This window comes from Pseudomonas bharatica, from assembly GCF_048586865.1.
GTDB lineage: Bacteria > Pseudomonadota > Gammaproteobacteria > Pseudomonadales > Pseudomonadaceae > Aquipseudomonas > Aquipseudomonas bharatica.
In genome coordinates, this window is sequence record NZ_JBMAWR010000009.1 from 48519 (window position 1) to 66907 (window position 18389).

Genomic DNA, 18389 nt, shown 5'->3' on the forward strand with positions numbered 1-18389 from the left:
TCCTGCATCGCAGGTCGTGCCCTTTGTCTTTTTCACCCTCCAGATTTCCCAGGTGGCCATGAACGAGATAACCGCCCCCGAGCAATATGATCTGCAAACTGCCGCGCTGAAGGTGCCGCCACATTCCATCGAGGCCGAACAGGCCGTGCTCGGTGGCCTGATGCTGGACAACAACGCCTGGGAGCGCGTGCTCGATCAAGTCTCCGATGGCGACTTCTACCGGCATGACCACCGCCTGATCTTCCGCGCCATCCACAAGCTGGTTGACCTGAACATCCCGTTCGACGTGGTTACCCTGCACGAACAGCTGGACAAGGAAGGCCTGAGCTCGCAGATCGGCGGCCTCGGCTACCTCGGCGAGCTGGCGAAGAACACCCCGTCGGTGGCCAACATCAAGGCCTATGCGCAGATCATTCGCGAGCGCGCGACCTTGCGCCAGCTGATCAGCATCAGCAACGACATCGCCGACAGCGCCTTCAACCCGCAGGGCCGCAATGCCGAGGAGATTCTCGACGAAGCCGAGCGGCAGATCTTCCAGATCGCCGAGGCTCGCCCGAAGACCGGCGGCCCGGTAGGCGTCAATGAACTGCTGACCAAGGCCATCGACCGCATCGACACGCTGTTCAACTCCGACAGCGAGATCACCGGCCTGTCCACCGGCTATACCGACCTCGACGAGAAGACCAGCGGCCTGCAGCCGGCCGACCTGATCATCGTCGCCGGCCGTCCATCCATGGGCAAGACCACCTTCGCCATGAACCTGGTGGAAAACGCCGTGTTGCGCAGCGACAAGGCGGTGCTGGTGTACTCCCTCGAGATGCCAGGCGAATCGCTGATCATGCGTATGCTTTCGTCCCTCGGCCGCATCGACCAGACCAAGGTGCGCTCCGGCCAGCTGGACGACGATGACTGGCCGCGCCTGACCTCGGCGGTCAACCTGCTCAACGACCGCAAGCTGTTCATCGACGATACCGCCGGCATCAGCCCGTCGGAAATGCGTGCACGGACCCGTCGCCTGGTCCGCGAGCATGGCGATATCGCCATGATCATGATCGACTACCTCCAGCTGATGCAGATCCCCGGTTCCAGCGGCGACAACCGGACCAACGAGATCTCCGAGATCTCCCGGTCCCTCAAGGCCCTGGCCAAGGAATTCAACTGCCCGGTCATCGCCCTGTCGCAGCTCAACCGCTCCCTGGAGCAGCGTCCGAACAAGCGTCCGGTGAACTCCGACTTACGGGAATCGGGAGCGATCGAGCAGGACGCCGACGTGATCATGTTCGTCTACCGCGACGAGGTGTATCACCCCGAGACCGAGCACAAGGGCATTGCCGAGATCATCATCGGCAAGCAGCGGAACGGCCCGATCGGCTTTATCCGCCTGGCCTTCATCGGCAAGTACACGCGCTTCGAGAACCTTGCCCCGGGCAGCTACAACTTCGACGACGACGAGTAATGCCCGCGCCCGACCAATTCCGACCTTCGCCGTCGGAATTGGTTAAATTTTGTGCTATATTCCGCGCCCGCGATTTTCCTGCACTCAAAAAAACCGGTCACTGACATGCAAGCAGCCAAACCACTCTTCGACTATCCCAAGTACTGGGCCGAATGCTTCGGACCAGCGCCGTTCCTGCCGATGAGCAGGGAGGAGATGGATCAGCTCGGCTGGGATTCCTGCGACATCATCATCGTGACCGGCGACGCCTACGTCGACCATCCGTCGTTCGGCATGGCCATCATCGGCCGCCTGCTGGAGGCCCAGGGCTTCCGCGTCGGGATCATCGCCCAGCCGAACTGGCAGTCGAAGGACGACTTCATGAAGCTCGGCGAGCCCAACCTGTTCTTCGGCGTCGCCGCCGGCAACATGGACTCGATGATCAACCGCTACACCGCCGACAAGAAGATCCGCTCCGATGACGCCTATACCCCGGGTGGCCTGGCCGGCAAGCGCCCGGACCGTGCGAGCCTGGTCTACAGCCAGCGCTGCAAGGAAGCCTACAAGCACGTGCCGATCGTTCTCGGCGGCATCGAGGCGTCGCTGCGCCGCATCGCGCACTACGACTACTGGCAGGACAAGGTCCGCCACTCGATCCTGATCGACGCCTGCGCCGACATCCTCCTGTACGGCAACGCCGAACGTGCCGTGGTCGACATCGCCCAGCGTCTTGCCGCGGGCGAACGCATCGAGGACATCACCGATATCCGCGGTACCGCCTTCGTCCGTCGCGATACCCCGCAGGGCTGGTACGAGATCGACTCGACCCGCATCGACCGTCCGGGCAAGGTCGACAAGATCATCAACCCCTACGTCAACACCCAGGACACCCAGGCCTGCGCCATCGAGCAGCAGAAGGGCGAGGTGGAGGATCCGAACGAGCCGAAGGTGGTGCAACTGCTCGACAGCCCGCGGATGACCCGGGAAAAGACCGTGATCCGCCTGCCGTCGTTCGAGAAGGTGCGCAATGACGCGGTGCTCTACGCCCACGCCAACCGCGTGCTGCACCTGGAAACCAACCCGGGTAACGCCCGGGCCATGGTGCAGAAGCACGGTGAAGTCGATGTCTGGTTCAACCCGCCGCCCATTCCGATGACCACCGAGGAAATGGACTACGTATTCGGCATGCCCTACGCGCGGATACCGCATCCGGCCTACGGCAAGGAGCGCATCCCTGCGTACGAAATGATCCGTTTCTCGGTGAACATCATGCGCGGCTGCTTTGGTGGCTGCACGTTCTGCTCCATCACCGAGCATGAAGGGCGGATCATCCAGAACCGTTCCCACGAGTCGATCATTCGCGAGATCGAGGAGATCCGTGACAAGGTCCCCGGCTTCACCGGCGTTATTTCCGACCTCGGCGGCCCGACCGCGAACATGTACCGGATCGCCTGCAAGAGCACCGAGATCGAGACCCACTGCCGCAAGCCGTCCTGCGTGTTCCCGGGGATCTGCCCGAACCTGAACACCGACCACTCGTCGCTGATCAAGCTGTACCGCAGCGCCCGGGCCCTGCCGGGGGTGAAGAAGATCCTGATCGCTTCCGGCCTGCGCTACGACCTTGCCGTGGAGTCGCCCGAGTACGTGCGCGAACTGGTGACCCACCACGTTGGTGGCTACCTGAAGATCGCCCCTGAGCACACCGAGGAAGGCCCGCTGAACCAGATGATGAAGCCTGGTATCGGCACCTACGACCGCTTCAAGCGCATGTTCGAGAAGTATTCGAAGGAAGCGGGCAAGGAGCAGTACCTGATTCCGTACTTCATCGCCGCGCACCCGGGCACCACCGACGAAGACATGATGAACCTGGCCCTGTGGCTCAAGGGCAACGGCTTCCGCGCCGACCAGGTGCAGGCGTTCTATCCGTCGCCGATGGCCTCGGCCACTGCCATGTACCACTCGGGCAAGAACCCGCTGCGCAAGGTCACCTACAAGAGCGAAGGGGTGACCATCGTCAAGAGCGAGGAGCAGCGCCGCCTGCACAAGGCTTTCCTGCGCTACCACGATCCGAAGGGCTGGCCGATGCTGCGCGAGGCCCTTGAGCGCATGGGCCGTGCCGACCTGATCGGCCCGGGCAAGCATCAGCTGATTCCGGCGCACCAGCCGGCGACCGACAGCTACCAGAGCGCCCGGCGCAAGAACTCCACCCCTGCGGGCAGCCACAAGGTGGCCAAGGAACAGAAGCTCCTCACCCAGCACACCGGCCTGCCGCCGCGCGCCAGCAATGGTGCCAAGCCCTGGGACAAGCGCGAAGAGGCCAAGGCCGCCGCGTTCGCCCGCAACCAGGAGGCGGCCAAGGCGCGCAAGGACGCAGCCAAGGGCGGCAAGGGCAAGGGCAAGACCAAGCGCCAGCCGGTCCTGCCGCGCTAAGCCCCATGACGGGGCTTGCGCCCCGTCATGAAGCCCATCCAGGCACCACATGGGTGCACTCATGCGCGTACCCTGTGGGAGTCTTGCTTTCGGATGTTGTCAATTCCGCGCTGAAGCCACTGGCATAACTCTTGCCGCATCCCGCCCACCACTCCCCTGTGAGCGCCCCGATGCCCGACCTGCTGGATGCCCTGACCCCAAGCCCCGCGACCTGGCATGAAATGCTCGCCGTCGACGGCAGCGTGCGTCCGCACTGGCAGGAACTGCTGGCCCACCTGCAACGCAGTGGTCCGCAGCAACTGACCCAGCGCCAGGCCCTGCTTAACCGACAATTGCGGGAAAACGGCGTCACCTACAACATCTACGCCGATCCCGACGGTGCCGATCGCCCCTGGGAACTGGACCTGCTGCCCCAGGTCATCCCCGCCGCCGAATGGGACGTGCTGGCCCGCGGCATTGCCCAGCGGGCGCAGGTGCTCAATGGCGTGCTGGCGGATATCTACGGGCCGCAGCAACTGATCGCCGAGGGGCTGCTGCCGGCCGAGCTGGTCTTCGGCCACAACAATTTCCTGTGGCCTTGCCAAGGCATCGAAGTGCCGCAGCAGACCTGGCTGCATGTCTACGCCGCCGATCTGGCACGCGGCCCGGACGGCCGCTGGTGGGTGACTGCCGACCGCACCCAGGCTCCCTCCGGCGCGGGATACGCCCTGGAGAACCGCACCGTGGTCTCCCGCGCCTTCCCCGAGCTGTATCGCGATCTCCACGTGCAACACCTGGCCGGCTTCTTCCGTACCCTCCAGCAGAGCCTGGCACGCCTGGCGCCCAGCGGTCGGGAAACGCCACTGGTGGTGCTGCTGACCCCCGGGCGCTTCAACGAAAGCTGGTTCGAACACCTGTTCCTTGCCCGCCAGCTGGACTACCCGCTGGTGGAGGGCAGCGACCTGACCGTGCGCGACGGCACGGTCTACCTGAAGACCTTGAGCGGCCTGCGCCGGGTCCACGCGATCCTGCGTCGGCTCGACGACGATTTCTGCGACCCCCTGGAATTGCGCACCGACTCGGCGCTGGGCGTCCCCGGCCTGCTGGACGCCGTGCGCCAGGGACGGGTCCTGGTAGCCAACGCCCTGGGCAGCGGCGTGCTGGAATCTCCCGGTCTGCCGGGCTTCCTGCCGGCGATCAGTGAGCGGCTGCTGGGTGAGCCATTGATCCTGCCGTCCATCGCCAGCTGGTGGTGCGGCGAGCCAGCCGCCCTGGAGCAGGCGCTGGAAAAGATGCCCGACCTGCTGTTCAAGCCCGCCTTTCCCTCGCAAAGCTTCCAGCCCTTGCTGGGGCGCGACCTCGACGATGCCCAGCGCCAGGCGGTGGCCAAGCGCCTGCGCGCGCGGCCCTATGCCTATGTCGCCCAGGAACTGGCGCAGCTGTCCCAGGCTCCGGTCTGGCAGGGTGCGAGGCTGGAAGACCGGCCCGTGGGCATGCGCGTCTACGCCGTGGCCGACGCCGACGGCTGGCGGGTCCTGCCGGGCGGGCTGACACGGGTGGCAGCGCAGGCCGATGCCGAGGTGGTGTCGATGCAGCGCGGCGGTGCCAGCAAGGACACCTGGGTCCTGGGCGAGCGCCCGGCCCGAGGTGAACAATGGCAGGTCAGCCGCAGCCTGGGCGTCGCCGACCTGGTCCGCGCCGACCCCTATCTGCCATCGCGGGTGGTGGAAAACCTGTTCTGGTTCGGCCGTTATTGCGAGCGTTGCGATACCAGCGCGCGCCTGCTGCGGATCCTGCTGGGGCGTTACCTGGATGGCGACTCGCCGCAAGCGCTGGAAGCGGCGGTGCAACTGGCCGAAGAGCTGGAGCTGCTGCCGAGACAGGGCACTCTCGACACCCGTCTGCGCACTGCACTGCTGGACCCGAACTGGGGCTTCAGCCTGCGGGCCAATCTGCAGCGCCTGCAATGGGCGGCCGGGCAGGTGCGCGGCACGCTGTCGCGGGAAAACTGGCAGGCGCTGAGCGAACTGCAACGAGAGGCGCAGCGCCTTGACGATCTCTCGGCCGATTTCACCGAACTGCTGGACTTTCTCAACCGCCTGATCCTGTCGATGGCGGCCCTGTCCGGCTTCGCCATGGACGACATGACCCGCGACGAAGGCTGGCGCTTCCTGCTTACCGGGCGCCGCATCGAGCGCCTGCACGCGTTGAGCAGCAGCCTTGCAGGCTACCTGCGCGGACCGGCGCCCAGCGACCAGGCTGGTCTGGAGTGGTTGCTTGAACTGGCCAACAGCAGCATCACTTACCGTTCGCGCTATCTGGCGGTGGCGCAGCTGGTTCCGGCGCTGGACCTGCTTCTGCTGGACGAGCAGAACCCCCATGGCGTGCTGTTCCAGTTGCGTTCGCTGCTGCGGTCGCTGGAACGCCTGCGCAGCCCGGCAGAGGCCGAATTGGGCGAGCTGGCCGAGCGCCTGAAGCGTTTCGACCTGCGCAGCCTGGAGGCGTCGTTGTTCGGAGAAGCCAGCCTGACCGCAGTGCTGGAAGGGCTGGCGGCAATGCTCGAACGGATCGCGGCAGGCGCCGAAGCGGCTGCCGAGCGCCTGGCCCTGCGCCATTTCGCCCATGTCGATGTCAGCCAGCAGACGGTGTCCGCCTGATGAGTGCGCATTACCAGATTCTTCACGATACCCATTACCGCTATGCCAGCCCGGTCTCCCTGGCTCAGCAATTGGTGCACCTCTGGCCGAGGGACTGTGCCTGGCAACGTTGCCAGGAGCGTGTTCTGGAGGTGACCCCGGTGCCGACACGGCGCCGCGACGAGCTGGATGTGTTCGGCAATCCCCTGACCCGACTCGGCCTGGAGTACCAGCATGACGAGTTGCAGGTCAGTACGCGCGTGCGCATCGAAGTGCTACCGCGCAAGCTGCCATCGCTGTGCGCTTCACCCGCCTGGGAGCAGGCCCGGGATGCCCTGGCCTATTCGCGCAGGGCGCTGTCGCCGGCGTTTCTCGAGGCCAGCCGCTATCGCTTCGAGTCACCGTTCGTGCGCCTGAAAAGGCGCTTCGTGGAATTCTCCGAACCCTGCTTCGGCGCCGGCGTACCGCTGCTGGAAGCGGTACGGGCGCTGATGGAAAAGATCCACCGGGAGTTCACCTTCGATGCCGGCGCAACCCAGGTCGCCACGCCGTTGGTGGAGGTGCTGGCGCGGCGTCGTGGGGTCTGCCAGGACTTCGCCCACCTGATGCTTGCCTGCCTGCGCTCGCGGGGGCTGGCGGCGCGCTACGTCAGTGGTTACCTGCTGACCCGGCCACCGCCCGGGCAGGCCCGGCTGATCGGTGCCGACGCTTCCCATGCCTGGGTCTCGGTGTACTGCCCGACCCATGGCTGGGTGGATTTCGATCCCACCAACAACCTGCTGCCGGCGCTGGAGCACATCACTCTCGGCTGGGGTCGGGACTTCGCCGATGTCTCGCCGCTGCGCGGGGTGATTCTCGGCGGCGGCAGCCATGATCCCGAGGTCCGGGTAACGGTGCTGCCCGTGGAGGATCAGCTCGGCGGCTGATCGACCCACTTCGGCTGCACCACCGGCTCCCAGGCGTCCAACGCATCGAGCAGGGCGTCCGGTGCCTCGTTCATCTGCAGCATCGAGCGGTGCTGCGGGCGCACGAAGCCCTGTTCGACGACATGATCGAGGAAGCCGCTGAGCTTCTCGTAGAACCCGTTGACTTCGAGCAGGCCCAACGGTTTGCCGTGGTAGCCGAGCTGGCCCCAGGTCCAGACTTCGAACAGCTCCTCGAAGGTGCCGAGCCCGCCAGGTAGGGCGATGAAGGCGTCGCTCAGCTCGGCCATGCGCGCCTTGCGCGCGTGCATGCCGTCGACCACCTCCAGGCGCGTGAGGCCAGGGTGGGCGATTTCGGCGCGTTGCAGGCTCACCGGGATGATCCCGATCACCTCGCCTCCGGCGGCCATGGCGGCATCGGCAACGATCCCCATCAGGCCCACCGCACCACCACCGTAGACCAGCGTCAGGCCGCGCCCGGCGATCGCCTGGCCGAGGGCGATGGCGGCTTCACGATAGACCGGGCTGGCCCCGGTGCTGGCGCCACAGAAAACACAAACGGAACGCAGGGACATGACTTTCTCCGGGTCGAAAACGGCCACAGGGTACGGTCATGCAGCGGCGGTTCCAAGCCTTGCAGCTACTCCGGACGGGAGAATTCGCAGGCGGTGCCGGCAGCGCCGCAGGCATAGGCGGCCAGAAGACTTTGCATGAAATTGCCGAGGGACATGGCGGACTACTCCTAAATGAGAGGTTGTCCCATCCTCGGTCATAGGGGCATGATGGCGCACGTTGATTGTCTTGATGGACACCATAGAGAATTTCACTGCCGATTCAGGGTCTTAACCCTTGACCCATGTCACCGGTCCGTTGCGCTGGATGGGGCAGTCTGATTTCAATAAAAAACCTGCCATGGAGATTCACGATGTTTGCCAAGTTCGTTGCGGTATCCCTGCTGACCCTCGCCAGTGCCCAGGTAATGGCCGCTGATTGCAAGGTCACCGTCGATTCCACCGACCAGATGTCCTACAACACCAAGGAAATCACCATCGACAAGAGCTGCAAGCAGTTCACCGTCGAGCTGACCCACTCCGGCAACCTGCCGAAGAACGTCATGGGCCACAACCTGGTAATCAGCAAGACTGCCGATGCCCAGGCCATCGCCACTGCCAGCATGGGCAAGGGCCTGGACGGCGGTTACCTGGATGAAAGCGATGCGCGCATCGTTGCCCACACCAAGCTGATCGGCGCCGGTGAAACCAGCTCCGTGACCTTCGATGTGTCCAAGCTGGAAGCGGGCCAGGACTATCAGTTCTTCTGCACCTTCCCAGGCCATATCAGCATGATGAAAGGCGCTGTTGTACTGAAGTAACAACAGACACCGCTGAACCCTGTGGGAGCGGGTTCACCCGCGATGAGGTCGGTGAATTCACTGACGTAATCGCGGGTGAACCCGCTCCCACATTGACCGCGTCGCTCCTCAGGGGGCGAACGGCATTTCCCGCTTGTGCTGCGTCTTCTCGTACGTCCGCTTGATGATTTCGAACGCTTCCTCGCTTACCGGCTCGCCGTGCAGGAAGGCGTCGATCTGCGCATAGGTGACGCCGTGTGCAGCCTCGTCCGGCTTGCCCGGCTCGAGGTCTTCCAGGTCCGCGGTCGGGACCTTCTCCACCAGTGACTCCGGCGCGCCAAAGCTGCGCGCGATCGAGCGCACCTGGTTCTTCACCAGGCCGCTGAGTGGCGCCAGGTCGCAGGAGCCATCGCCGAACTTGGTAAAGAAGCCCATCACCGCCTCGGCGGCATGGTCGGTACCGATCACCAGGCCGCCACGGGCACCGGCGATGGTGTACTGGGCGACCATGCGCATCCGCGCCTTGGTATTGCCCACCACGAAGTCCACCATGGCCGGCTTGCCACCTTCCAGCGCCTTCACCTCCGCCGCCAGGGCACGCACCGCCGGGGCGATATCCACCGTGTGCAGTTCGTCGGGCTTGATGAAGTCGAGGCAGGCCTGGGCGTCGTGCTCGTCGTGCTGCACATGGTATGGCAGGCGCACGGCGATGAAGCGGTAGGCCGTGTCGCCGGTCTGTTCGCGCAGTTCATTGACCGCACGCTGGGCGAGCAGGGCGGCAGTGAGCGAATCGACGCCACCGCTGATGCCCAGCACCAGGACTTTCAGCCCGGCGTTCTTCAGGCATTGCTGGATGAAGGCGACGCGCCGGGCGACTTCGGCGTCGAGTGCGGCGCGGTCGGCGAATGGTGGCTGGACCTTGAGCTGCTGCGCGATCTCTCGCTGGACGGCTTGCATGGGTTACTCCTCGCTGGGAACTTGGAAAACGTGACGCAGGTAGGAAACGAAATTGGCGTCGCGGCACTGGGTCTTGGCGGCTTCGTCGGAAATCTTCGCGACGGGCTGGCCGTTGCAGTCGGTCATCTTCAGCACGATGCTCATCGGTGCGACGCCGGGGATATCGCAGGTCAGGTTGGTGCCGATGCCGAAGCTGACATTTATTCGTCCACGCAACGCCCGGAAGATTTCCAGGGAGCGCGGCAGGTTCAGACCATCGGAAAACACCAGGGTCTTGGTCATCGGATCGATCCCGAGCTTGCGATAGTGGGCGATGGCCTTTTCCGCCCAGAGCACCGGGTCGCCGGAGTCGTGGCGCAGGCCGTCGAACAGCTTGGCGAAGTACAGGTCGAAATCGCGCAGGAAGGCATCCATGGTGATGCAGTCGGTCAGCGCGATGCCGAGCAGGCCACGGTACTCGCGGACCCAGCAGTCGAGGGCGGCGATCTGGCTGTCGATCAGGCGCGGGCCGAGTTGCTGGTGGGCCATGATCCATTCATGGGCCATGGTGCCCAGCGGCTTGATATCCAGTTTCCATGCCAGGTGAACGTTGCTGGTACCGACGAAGCGTGCCGGAAACGCTTCCTTGAGCACCTTGACCACTTCCTCCTGCACGCCGAAGGAGAAGCGCCGCCGGGTGCCGAAGTCGGCGACCTGCAGTTCGGCCAGTTCGTCCTCGTCGGCATTGGCCCGCAGCCAGTCGAACTTGCGCAGCAACTGCTCGCGGGCCTCGCCCAGCCGGACCTGTGGATAACGGTTGCGGTTGCGCACCTCGCTGATAATCGCCAGCAGCGGCACCTCGAAGAGGATCACATGCAGCCATGGGCCCTTGAGGCGCAGGAAGAACTGGTCGTTTTCGACGCCCATCTTCAGGTAGCGCAGGTTGAAGCGGAACAGCCCGAGGAAACGCAGGAAATCCGGCTTCATGAAGCTGATCTGTTCGAGAAAGCCGAGCTGCGCGTCGCTGATGCTCAGGTCGCTGAGGCGCTCGACCTGTTCGCGTATCTGCCCCAGATAAGGGCGCAGGTCCTCGCCGTTGCGGCAGCGGAACTCCCATTCCACGTCGACGTTGGGGTAGTTGTGCAGCACTGCCTGCATCATGGTCAGCTTGTAGAAGTCGGTGTCCAGCAGGCTTTGCACGATACGGTCGGCGAAAGCGCTATCGCTCATGGTTTGCTCCAGTTCCGGCAGGTGCCATCAAGGCTGTCCATTGTGCCAGTGAATCGCGTCGGGCGTGGCTGCGGATTCGCGGGTCGTTCGGTAGCACACTACCTATAGCAGCGTTTTTCCCGGGGCGGTCTAGCCTCTTATGGTGCTTGCTGTAGCAGTTGCGCACCACGAATGTGCAGTTCCGTTACGCAGGCTGTTACAGGGCGGTTGCACGTAAACACGCACAGGGGTTGCAATGATGGCATCAGGTGGTTGCGCCTTACCTGTCCGGAAGGTAGCTCTTTGTGTCTGGCAAGCGGTTGCACGACCCGGAAAGAAGGCACGCGATCGCGAGCCGGAAAACCGCACTGCGCGTTTTATTCGAATAAAAAACCGATGGCACGGCCCTTGCTCTACGCAAATTGCTGAAACTAGTTGCTGAAGTAGTAGTGCCAATCCAAAAAACATCAGGAGCACCACCACATGTCGCAGACGTTTTACAAGAAAGGCTTTCTTGCCCTCGCCGTGGCCGCGGCGCTGGGCGTTTCTTCGTATGTCCAGGCCGATCTGAAGATTGGTGTCGCAGGTCCCATGACCGGTGCCAACGCAGCCTTCGGCGAGCAGTACATGAAAGGTGCCCAGGCTGCGGCCGATGCAATCAATGCCAAGGGCGGCGTCAACGGCGAGAAGATCGTCCTGGTCAAGGGCGATGATGCTTGCGAACCCAAGCAGGCCGTGGCCGTGGCCAACCGTCTGGTAGACCAGGACAAGGTAGCCGGCGTAGTGGGTCACTTCTGCTCGTCCTCGACCATCCCGGCCTCGGAGGTCTACGACGAAGCGGGCGTGATCGCCATCACCCCGGGCTCCACCAACCCGCAGGTCACCGAGCGCGGCCTGGGCGCCATGTTCCGCATGTGCGGCCGTGACGACCAGCAGGGTATCGTTGCCGGCGACTACATCATCGATGTGCTCAAGGGTAAGAAAGTCGTGGTCCTGCACGACAAGGACACCTACGGCCAGGGCCTCGCCGATGCCACCAAGGCACAGCTGGAGAAACGCGGCGTCAAGCCCGTGCTGTACGAAGGCCTGACCCGTGGCGAGAAAGACTTCAGCGCCGTGGTCACCAAGATCCGCGCCGCCGGTGCCGATGTCGTCTACTTCGGCGGCCTGCACCCTGAAGCCGGTCCGCTGGTCCGCCAACTGCGTGAGCAGGGTCTGAAAGACGTGGCGTTCATGTCCGACGACGGCATCGTCACCGACGAACTGGTCGCCACCGCCGGCGGCGCGCAATACACCAACGGCGTGTACATGACCTTCGGCGCCGACCCGCGCCTGCTGCCCGACAGCAAGGAAGTGGTGGAGCAGTTCCGCAAGGGTGGCACCGAGCCGGAAGGCTACACGCTGTACGCCTATGCCTCGATCCAGGCCCTGGCCGCCGGCTTCGAGGGCGCCAAGTCGAACAAGGGCGAAGACGCCGCCAAATGGCTCAAGGCCAACCCGGTGAAAACCGTGATGGGCGAGAAGAAGTGGGACAGCAAGGGCGACCTGACCGTCTCCGACTACGTGGTCTACCAGTGGGACGCCAACGGCAAATACCACCAGCTGGAAAAACAAAAATAACAATGGCAACCGGCCCGGGCGCCTCCTGCCCGGGCCGCTGCCCGGTTCAGCGCCGTACCTGTCTTTTCTCGTAGATCTGCACAAACCTGCGCTGCGAGGGCCGCTTCGCCCGGGGCCCGCCGTAGTCGGCGCTTGTGCAATCTCAAATACGTGAGATTGCGTTATGGATGGAATTTTCCTGCAGCAACTGATCAATGGACTGACCCTCGGGTCCGTCTATGGTCTGATCGCCATCGGCTACACAATGGTCTATGGCATCATCGGCATGATCAACTTCGCGCACGGCGAGGTGTATATGATTTCCGCCTACCTGGCGGCGATCAGCCTGGCATTGCTGGCCTATTTCGGTATCGAGTCCTTCCCGCTGCTGATGCTGGGAACGCTGTTGTTCACCATCGTCGTCACCGGGGTCTACGGCTTCACCATCGAACGCATCGCCTACAAACCCCTGCGCAACTCCACCCGGCTGGCGCCGCTGATCAGCGCCATCGGTATCTCGCTGATCCTGCAGAACTACGCGCAGATCAGCCAGGGCGCCCGCCAGCAAGGCGTGCCGACCCTGCTCGAAGGTGCCTGGCGTTTCGAGGTCGGTACCGGCTTCGTGCAACTGACCTACACCAAGATCTTCATTCTCATCGCCGCGTTCGCCGGCATGGCCCTGCTCACCTATGTGATCAAGTACACCAAGCTCGGCCGCATGTGCCGTGCCACCCAGCAGGATCGCAAGATGGCCTCGATCCTGGGGATCAACACCGACCGGGTGATTTCCTACGTATTTGTCATCGGTGCGGTGATGGCTGCCCTGGCCGGGGTGCTGATCACCATGAACTACGGCACCTTCGACTTCTATGCCGGCTTCATCATCGGCATCAAGGCGTTCACCGCCGCGGTACTCGGCGGTATCGGCTCACTGCCAGGCGCCATGCTCGGCGGCATCGTGCTGGGCATCTCGGAATCGCTGTTCGCCGGCCTGGTCAACTCCGACTACAAGGACGTGTTCAGCTTCTCCCTGCTGGTGCTGATCCTGATCTTCCGTCCCCAGGGCCTGCTGGGTCGCCCGCTCGTGGCTAAGGTGTGAACATGTCCACTGCCAAGACTGCTTCTTCCGGTTTCGATATCAAACGCACCTTGATCGACACCATCGTTGCCGGCCTGCTTGCCCTGATCGTCTTCGGTCCGGTGGTGGGCGTGGTCCTCGATGGCTACAGCTTCAACGCCGAGCCGAGCCGCGTGGCCTGGCTGGTAGGTGGAGTGATGGCTGGTCGCCTGCTGATCAGCCTGTTCCTCCAGACCGACGCCGGCAAGCGCATGGCCCATGGCTTCGAAAGCGGTGGCTCGGGGGTGCATGTGCTGGCGCCGGACTACAAGTCGCGCCTGCGCTACATCATCCCGGCGCTGATCGTCATCGCCATTGTCTTCCCGATCTTCGCCAACAAGTACCTGCTGACCGTGGTCATCCTCGGCCTGATCTACGTGCTGCTGGGGCTCGGGTTGAACATCGTGGTAGGCCTCGCCGGCCTGCTCGACCTGGGTTACGTGGCGTTCTATGCCATCGGCGCCTACGGCCTGGCCCTCGGCTATCAATACCTCGGCCTGGGCTTCTGGAGCGTGCTGCCGCTGGCGGCCATTGCCGCGGCGCTGGCGGGCTGCATATTGGGCTTCCCGGTGCTACGGATGCACGGTGACTACCTGGCGATCGTGACCCTGGGCTTCGGCGAGATCATCCGGCTGGTACTGAACAACTGGCTGTCGTTCACCGGCGGCCCGAACGGCATGCCGGTGCCTTCGCCGACCTTCCTCGGCCTGGAGTTCGGGCGCCGGGCCAAGGATGGCGGAGTACCGATCCACGAGTTCCTCGGTATCGAATACAACGCCAACCTCAAGTTCATCTTCATCTACGCCGTGCTGTTCATGGTCGTGCTGGCGGTCCTGTACATCAAGCACCGCCTGACCCGCATGCCGGTCGGCCGCGCCTGGGAAGCCCTGCGCGAAGACGAAATCGCCTGCCGTTCCATGGGCCTGAACCATGTGCTGGTCAAGCTCTCGGCCTTCACCCTCGGCGCCTCCACCGCCGGGCTGGCCGGGGTGTTCTTCGCCAGTTACCAGGGCTTCGTCAACCCGTCCTCGTTCACCTTCTTCGAGTCGGCGCTGATCCTCGCGATCGTGGTGCTCGGCGGCATGGGTTCGACGGTCGGCGTGGTGATCGCCGCCTTCGTCCTGACCGTGGCCCCGGAACTGCTGCGCAGTTTCTCTGAGTACCGGGTGCTGCTGTTCGGCGTACTGATGGTGCTGATGATGATCTGGCGACCGCGCGGACTGATCCGCATCAGCCGCACCGGTGTGGTCCCGCGTAAAGGAGTGGCGCCATGAGCGACGACGTGATTCTTTCGGTCGATAACCTGATGATGCAGTTTGGCGGGATCAAGGCGCTGAGCGATGTCAGCCTGAAGGTCAAGCGCAACGACATCTTCGCCCTGATCGGCCCCAACGGCGCGGGCAAGACCACCGTGTTCAACTGCCTGACCGGGTTCTACAAGGCCAGTGGCGGCAGGATCGAACTGAACGTGCGTGGCTCGCACACCAATGTGATCCAGCTGCTTGGCGAGCGTTTCCAGCTGGGCGACTTCGTCTCGCCGAGCCGCTTCCTCACCCGGCTGCGCTACAAGATGTTCGGCGGCACCCATTTGGTCAACCGGGCCGGTCTGGCACGGACCTTCCAGAACATTCGCCTGTTCCGGGAAATGTCGGTGGTGGAAAACCTGCTGGTGGCGCAGCACATGTGGGTCAACCGCAACCTGCTGGCCGGCGTGCTCAACACCAAGGCCTATCGCAAGGCGGAAAGCGACGCCCTCGACCATGCCTTCTACTGGCTGGAAGTGGTGGACCTGGTGGATTGCGCCAACCGGCTCGCCGGCGAACTGTCCTACGGCCAGCAGCGCCGCCTGGAAATCGCCCGGGCCATGTGCACGCGGCCGAAGATCATCTGCCTGGACGAACCGGCTGCCGGCCTCAACCCGCAGGAAACCGAGGCCCTGAGCCGGATGATCCGGGTGTTGCGCGACGAACATGACATCACCGTGGTGCTGATCGAACACGACATGGGCATGGTCATGAGCATTTCCGACCATATCGTCGTGCTCGACCACGGCAACGTCATCGCCGAAGGCAAGCCGCAGGACATCCGCAACAACCCGACCGTGATCGCCGCCTACCTGGGTGCTGACGAAGAGGAGCTGGTATGAGTGCACCCATTCTCGAACTGCAGGACCTGGACGTGTTCTACGGGCCGATCCAGGCGCTGAAAAAGGTCTCGCTGCACATCGACGAAGGCGAGACGGTCAGCCTGATCGGTTCCAACGGCGCCGGCAAATCGACCCTGCTGATGTCGATCTTCGGCCAGCCGCGGGCGGCGGCCGGCAAGATCCTCTATCGCGGTACCGACATCACCCACAAGTCTTCGCACTACATCGCGTCCAATGGCATCGCCCAGTCGCCGGAAGGACGGCGGGTGTTCCCCGACATGACCGTCGAGGAAAACCTGATGATGGGCACCATCCCCATCGGCGACAAGCATGCCGATGAAGACATGCAGCGCATGTACGAACTGTTCCCGCGGCTCAAGGAGCGGCGCAACCAGAGGGCCATGACCATGTCCGGCGGCGAGCAGCAAATGCTCGCCATCGCCCGGGCGCTGATGAGCCGGCCGAAGCTCTTGTTGCTGGACGAACCGTCGCTGGGGCTGGCGCCGATCGTGGTCAAGCAGATCTTCTCGACCCTTCGCGAGCTGGCGAAGAGCGGCATGACCATCTTCCTCGTCGAGCAGAACGCCAACCATGCGCTGAAGCTGTCGGACCGGGCCTATGTAATGGTCAACGGGCAGATTCGCCTGAGTGGTACGGGGCAGGAATTGCTGGTCAACGAGGAGGTGAGGAACGCTTATCTCGGCGGGCACTGATAGTGCTGTGTCGTTCTTGATGGCCTCATCGCCGGCAACGCCGGCTCCCTCAGGTTGGATTGCTCCGCAAACCTCGTGGGAGCCGGCGTTGCCGGCGATGAGGCCTTCAGGTTATGCAAGGAACTCAAGGCAAACCCGGACAGTCGTACCCCGTGTACCGTTTCGACGCTGCACAAGGAACCCATGCGATGTCCCACCGTTCCCCGATTTTCCCCGCGATCCTCGCCTGCGGCCTGCTGTTCGGCAGCCTGGCGGCGCAGGCCGAGGAAGCGGCCAAGGTCCAGATCGATTCTTCCGCTTCGTCTTCCGACAACCTCGCCGCGATCCACCGCGAATCCGGCATGACCCATTCACTGCACGACTCCGGGGTCAGCGTGGCCGACCTGAAGAAGATGCGCGACACCCTCAACCAGAACGCCAGTGACCTGCAGGACCTGCGCCGCACCGTGGACGAGCAGACCCGGCAGATCGGCGAGCTGCAACGGCGCCTGGAAGACACCAACCGCAAGGTGCAATAGGGTTTCCACGGAATGTGGAAAAGTCCCTCTGACAGAGGGTGGCGATACGCCATAACTGCGCGGCAAACCCTTGTTTTCACTGCAATTGAAGTTGTCCACGATTCGTGTGGAAGTGCTTGTGGGTAACTTGGTGATGATCGGCTGGAGGCCTTGTAAAACGAGGCCTGTGCGGCATTGCTCGTTTTTTGTACAGTTGCGCGACAAGACCTTGAACAGGCTTTTGTCAAGGCGTTTTCAGAAGATTGAAGGAGCATTTCGCTATTATCCAAAGCCTGTGGATAACTCTGTGAACAAGCCTTGGAAAGACCCATCCGGGTCCCAGCGCTGAAGGGTTTTGCCCACAGCAGCAGCGTTTCCCATGCGCGCTGATGATGCAGTGCTGCACAGTTGCCCCCAATCTGTGTGGAAGGCCCTGTGGATAAGGTGCGCATAGCCGCGCCGGACCCTTCTGGCATAAGGTTTTGCGGGCGTTGTTCAGTTTTTGAGCAGTGGCAGGATCACTTGCTCCATGGCCATTGGCCGGGCATGCTGCATGGCCTGCCGTCCTCTTGCCGTGATCCAAGGAGATACCCATGACTTCCACCGTATTCATCACCGGTGCCACTTCCGGCTTCGGCGAAGCCTGCGCCCGCCGTTTTGCCGAGGCCGGCTGGTCGCTGGTGCTGACCGGTCGCCGCCAGGAGCGTCTCGACGCGCTGTGCGCAGAGCTCTCGAAAAAGACCCAGGTGCATGGCCTGGTCGTGGATGTGCGTGACCGCAAGGCCATGGAAGAGGCGATTGCCGGCCTGCCTCCGGCCTTCGCCAAGCTGCGCGGACTTATCAACAACGCCGGCCTGGCCCTCGGCGCCGACCCTGCGCCGCAGTGCAACCTGGACGACTGGGAGACCATGGTCGACACCAACATCAAGGGCCTGATGTACAGCACCCGCCTGCTGCTGCCGCGGCTGATCGCCCATGGCCGTGGCGCGACCATCCTCAACGTCGGTTCGGTGGCGGGCAATTACCCGTATCCGGGCAGCCATGTGTATGGCGGGACCAAGGCCTTCGTCGGGCAGTTCTCGTTGAGCCTGCGCTGCGACCTGCGCGGCACCGGGGTGCGAGTGACCAATATCGAGCCGGGACTGTGCGAGAGCGAATTCTCGCTGGTGCGCTTCGGTGGCGACCAGAGCCGTTACGACGCCACCTACGCCGGTGCCGAAGCGATCCAGCCGCAGGACATTGCCGAAACCATCTTCTGGATTCTCAACCAGCCGGCGCATATCAACATCAACAACCTCGAGCTGATGCCAGTGAGCCAGGACTGGGCCGGGTTCTCGATTACCCGTTCGGAGTAAACAGCACGACACGGACCCTGTGGGAGCGGGTTCACCCGCGATTGCGGTGGTGGGTTCACTGCC

Annotated in this window: 15 protein-coding genes; 12 read left to right on the forward strand and 3 right to left on the reverse strand. The window is 63.5% G+C overall.

What is annotated here, in order from left to right; all coding sequences use genetic code 11:
- Positions 1-58 precede the first annotated feature (58 nt).
- The 4 genes from dnaB to ACKLLE_RS12565 all read left to right on the forward strand — a co-directional run bounded on the left by dnaB (position 59) and on the right by ACKLLE_RS12565 (position 7406).
- Positions 59-1456 carry a replicative DNA helicase gene (dnaB, locus tag ACKLLE_RS12550; protein ID WP_009403885.1) on the forward strand — a complete coding sequence of 466 codons (1398 nt, stop codon included), beginning with the start codon at positions 59-61 and terminating at the stop codon, positions 1454-1456.
- Between the two features lie 105 nt (positions 1457-1561).
- Complete coding sequence (locus tag ACKLLE_RS12555; RefSeq protein WP_064301540.1) at positions 1562-3865, forward strand: YgiQ family radical SAM protein; 2304 nt, start codon at positions 1562-1564, stop codon at positions 3863-3865.
- Between the two features lie 170 nt (positions 3866-4035).
- Positions 4036-6501 (forward strand): circularly permuted type 2 ATP-grasp protein, encoded by a 2466-nt coding sequence (locus tag ACKLLE_RS12560; protein ID WP_420058172.1) that lies wholly within the window; start codon positions 4036-4038, stop codon positions 6499-6501.
- Positions 6501-7406, forward strand: a complete 906-nt coding sequence (locus ACKLLE_RS12565) for a transglutaminase family protein (protein ID WP_009403882.1) — start codon at positions 6501-6503, stop codon at positions 7404-7406. The genes ACKLLE_RS12560 and ACKLLE_RS12565 overlap by 1 nt, the downstream gene beginning before the upstream one ends.
- Here the strand turns inward: ACKLLE_RS12565 and ACKLLE_RS12570 are convergent.
- Positions 7391-7978 (reverse strand): LOG family protein, encoded by a 588-nt coding sequence (locus tag ACKLLE_RS12570; RefSeq protein WP_009403880.1) that lies wholly within the window; start codon positions 7976-7978, stop codon positions 7391-7393. The two genes, ACKLLE_RS12565 and ACKLLE_RS12570, sit on opposite strands and share 16 nt — an antisense overlap.
- 350 nt (positions 7979-8328) lie before the next feature.
- Here ACKLLE_RS12570 and azu point away from each other — a divergent pair, with 350 nt between their 5' ends.
- Entirely contained in the window at positions 8329-8775 is a 447-nt protein-coding gene (gene azu, locus ACKLLE_RS12575) for an azurin (protein WP_064301543.1), read from the forward strand.
- Positions 8776-8883: 108 nt separating this feature from the next.
- Here the strand turns inward: azu and nadE are convergent, their stop codons facing one another.
- Positions 8884-9711, reverse strand: a complete 828-nt coding sequence (nadE, locus tag ACKLLE_RS12580; protein WP_279896508.1) for an ammonia-dependent NAD(+) synthetase — start codon at positions 9709-9711, stop codon at positions 8884-8886.
- A 3-nt stretch (positions 9712-9714) separates the two neighbouring features.
- Entirely contained in the window at positions 9715-10920 is a 1206-nt protein-coding gene (gene pncB, locus ACKLLE_RS12585; RefSeq protein ID WP_420058173.1) for a nicotinate phosphoribosyltransferase, read from the reverse strand.
- A gap of 462 nt (positions 10921-11382) precedes the next feature.
- Between pncB and ACKLLE_RS12590 the strand changes: the two genes are divergently transcribed.
- From ACKLLE_RS12590 to ACKLLE_RS12620, 7 genes are all read left to right on the forward strand, one after another.
- Positions 11383-12519, forward strand: coding sequence for a branched-chain amino acid ABC transporter substrate-binding protein (locus tag ACKLLE_RS12590; protein ID WP_009398624.1), 1137 nt, complete (start codon positions 11383-11385; stop codon positions 12517-12519).
- A gap of 163 nt (positions 12520-12682) precedes the next feature.
- The gene (locus tag ACKLLE_RS12595; protein ID WP_042120264.1) at positions 12683-13597 is read left to right on the forward strand and encodes an ABC transporter permease subunit; all 915 of its coding nucleotides are present in this window, start codon (positions 12683-12685) and stop codon (positions 13595-13597) included.
- 2 nt (positions 13598-13599) lie between these two features.
- A complete protein-coding gene (gene livM / locus ACKLLE_RS12600) occupies positions 13600-14889 on the forward strand; it encodes a high-affinity branched-chain amino acid ABC transporter permease LivM (RefSeq protein WP_009398627.1) in 1290 nt (429 codons plus the stop codon).
- Positions 14886-15761, forward strand: a complete 876-nt coding sequence (locus ACKLLE_RS12605; protein ID WP_009398628.1) for an ABC transporter ATP-binding protein — start codon at positions 14886-14888, stop codon at positions 15759-15761. Before livM ends, ACKLLE_RS12605 begins: the two co-directional genes overlap by 4 nt.
- Positions 15758-16474 (forward strand): ABC transporter ATP-binding protein, encoded by a 717-nt coding sequence (locus tag ACKLLE_RS12610; RefSeq protein ID WP_009398629.1) that lies wholly within the window; start codon positions 15758-15760, stop codon positions 16472-16474. The genes ACKLLE_RS12605 and ACKLLE_RS12610 overlap by 4 nt, the downstream gene beginning before the upstream one ends.
- Positions 16475-16662: 188 nt before the next feature.
- Positions 16663-16992 (forward strand): hypothetical protein, encoded by a 330-nt coding sequence (locus ACKLLE_RS12615; protein ID WP_009395328.1) that lies wholly within the window; start codon positions 16663-16665, stop codon positions 16990-16992.
- Positions 16993-17564: 572 nt separating this feature from the next.
- A complete protein-coding gene (locus tag ACKLLE_RS12620) occupies positions 17565-18326 on the forward strand; it encodes an SDR family oxidoreductase (RefSeq protein WP_064301547.1) in 762 nt (253 codons plus the stop codon).
- Positions 18327-18389: the final 63 nt, after the last annotated feature.

What these genes read in the sequence shown, in the direction of transcription:
- dnaB (WP_009403885.1), top strand. Translation starts at nt 59, where the DNA reads ATGAACGAGATAACCGCCCCCGAGCAATATGATCTGCAAACTGCCGCG.
- ACKLLE_RS12555 (WP_064301540.1), top strand. Translation starts at nt 1,562, where the DNA reads ATGCAAGCAGCCAAACCACTCTTCGACTATCCCAAGTACTGGGCCGAA.
- ACKLLE_RS12560 (WP_420058172.1), top strand. Translation starts at nt 4,036, where the DNA reads ATGCCCGACCTGCTGGATGCCCTGACCCCAAGCCCCGCGACCTGGCAT.
- ACKLLE_RS12565 (WP_009403882.1), top strand. Translation starts at nt 6,501, where the DNA reads ATGAGTGCGCATTACCAGATTCTTCACGATACCCATTACCGCTATGCC.
- ACKLLE_RS12570 (WP_009403880.1), bottom strand. Translation starts at nt 7,978, where the DNA reads ATGTCCCTGCGTTCCGTTTGTGTTTTCTGTGGCGCCAGCACCGGGGCC.
- azu (WP_064301543.1), top strand. Translation starts at nt 8,329, where the DNA reads ATGTTTGCCAAGTTCGTTGCGGTATCCCTGCTGACCCTCGCCAGTGCC.
- nadE (WP_279896508.1), bottom strand. Translation starts at nt 9,711, where the DNA reads ATGCAAGCCGTCCAGCGAGAGATCGCGCAGCAGCTCAAGGTCCAGCCA.
- pncB (WP_420058173.1), bottom strand. Translation starts at nt 10,920, where the DNA reads ATGAGCGATAGCGCTTTCGCCGACCGTATCGTGCAAAGCCTGCTGGAC.
- ACKLLE_RS12590 (WP_009398624.1), top strand. Translation starts at nt 11,383, where the DNA reads ATGTCGCAGACGTTTTACAAGAAAGGCTTTCTTGCCCTCGCCGTGGCC.
- ACKLLE_RS12595 (WP_042120264.1), top strand. Translation starts at nt 12,683, where the DNA reads ATGGATGGAATTTTCCTGCAGCAACTGATCAATGGACTGACCCTCGGG.
- livM (WP_009398627.1), top strand. Translation starts at nt 13,600, where the DNA reads ATGTCCACTGCCAAGACTGCTTCTTCCGGTTTCGATATCAAACGCACC.
- ACKLLE_RS12605 (WP_009398628.1), top strand. Translation starts at nt 14,886, where the DNA reads ATGAGCGACGACGTGATTCTTTCGGTCGATAACCTGATGATGCAGTTT.
- ACKLLE_RS12610 (WP_009398629.1), top strand. Translation starts at nt 15,758, where the DNA reads ATGAGTGCACCCATTCTCGAACTGCAGGACCTGGACGTGTTCTACGGG.
- ACKLLE_RS12615 (WP_009395328.1), top strand. Translation starts at nt 16,663, where the DNA reads ATGTCCCACCGTTCCCCGATTTTCCCCGCGATCCTCGCCTGCGGCCTG.
- ACKLLE_RS12620 (WP_064301547.1), top strand. Translation starts at nt 17,565, where the DNA reads ATGACTTCCACCGTATTCATCACCGGTGCCACTTCCGGCTTCGGCGAA.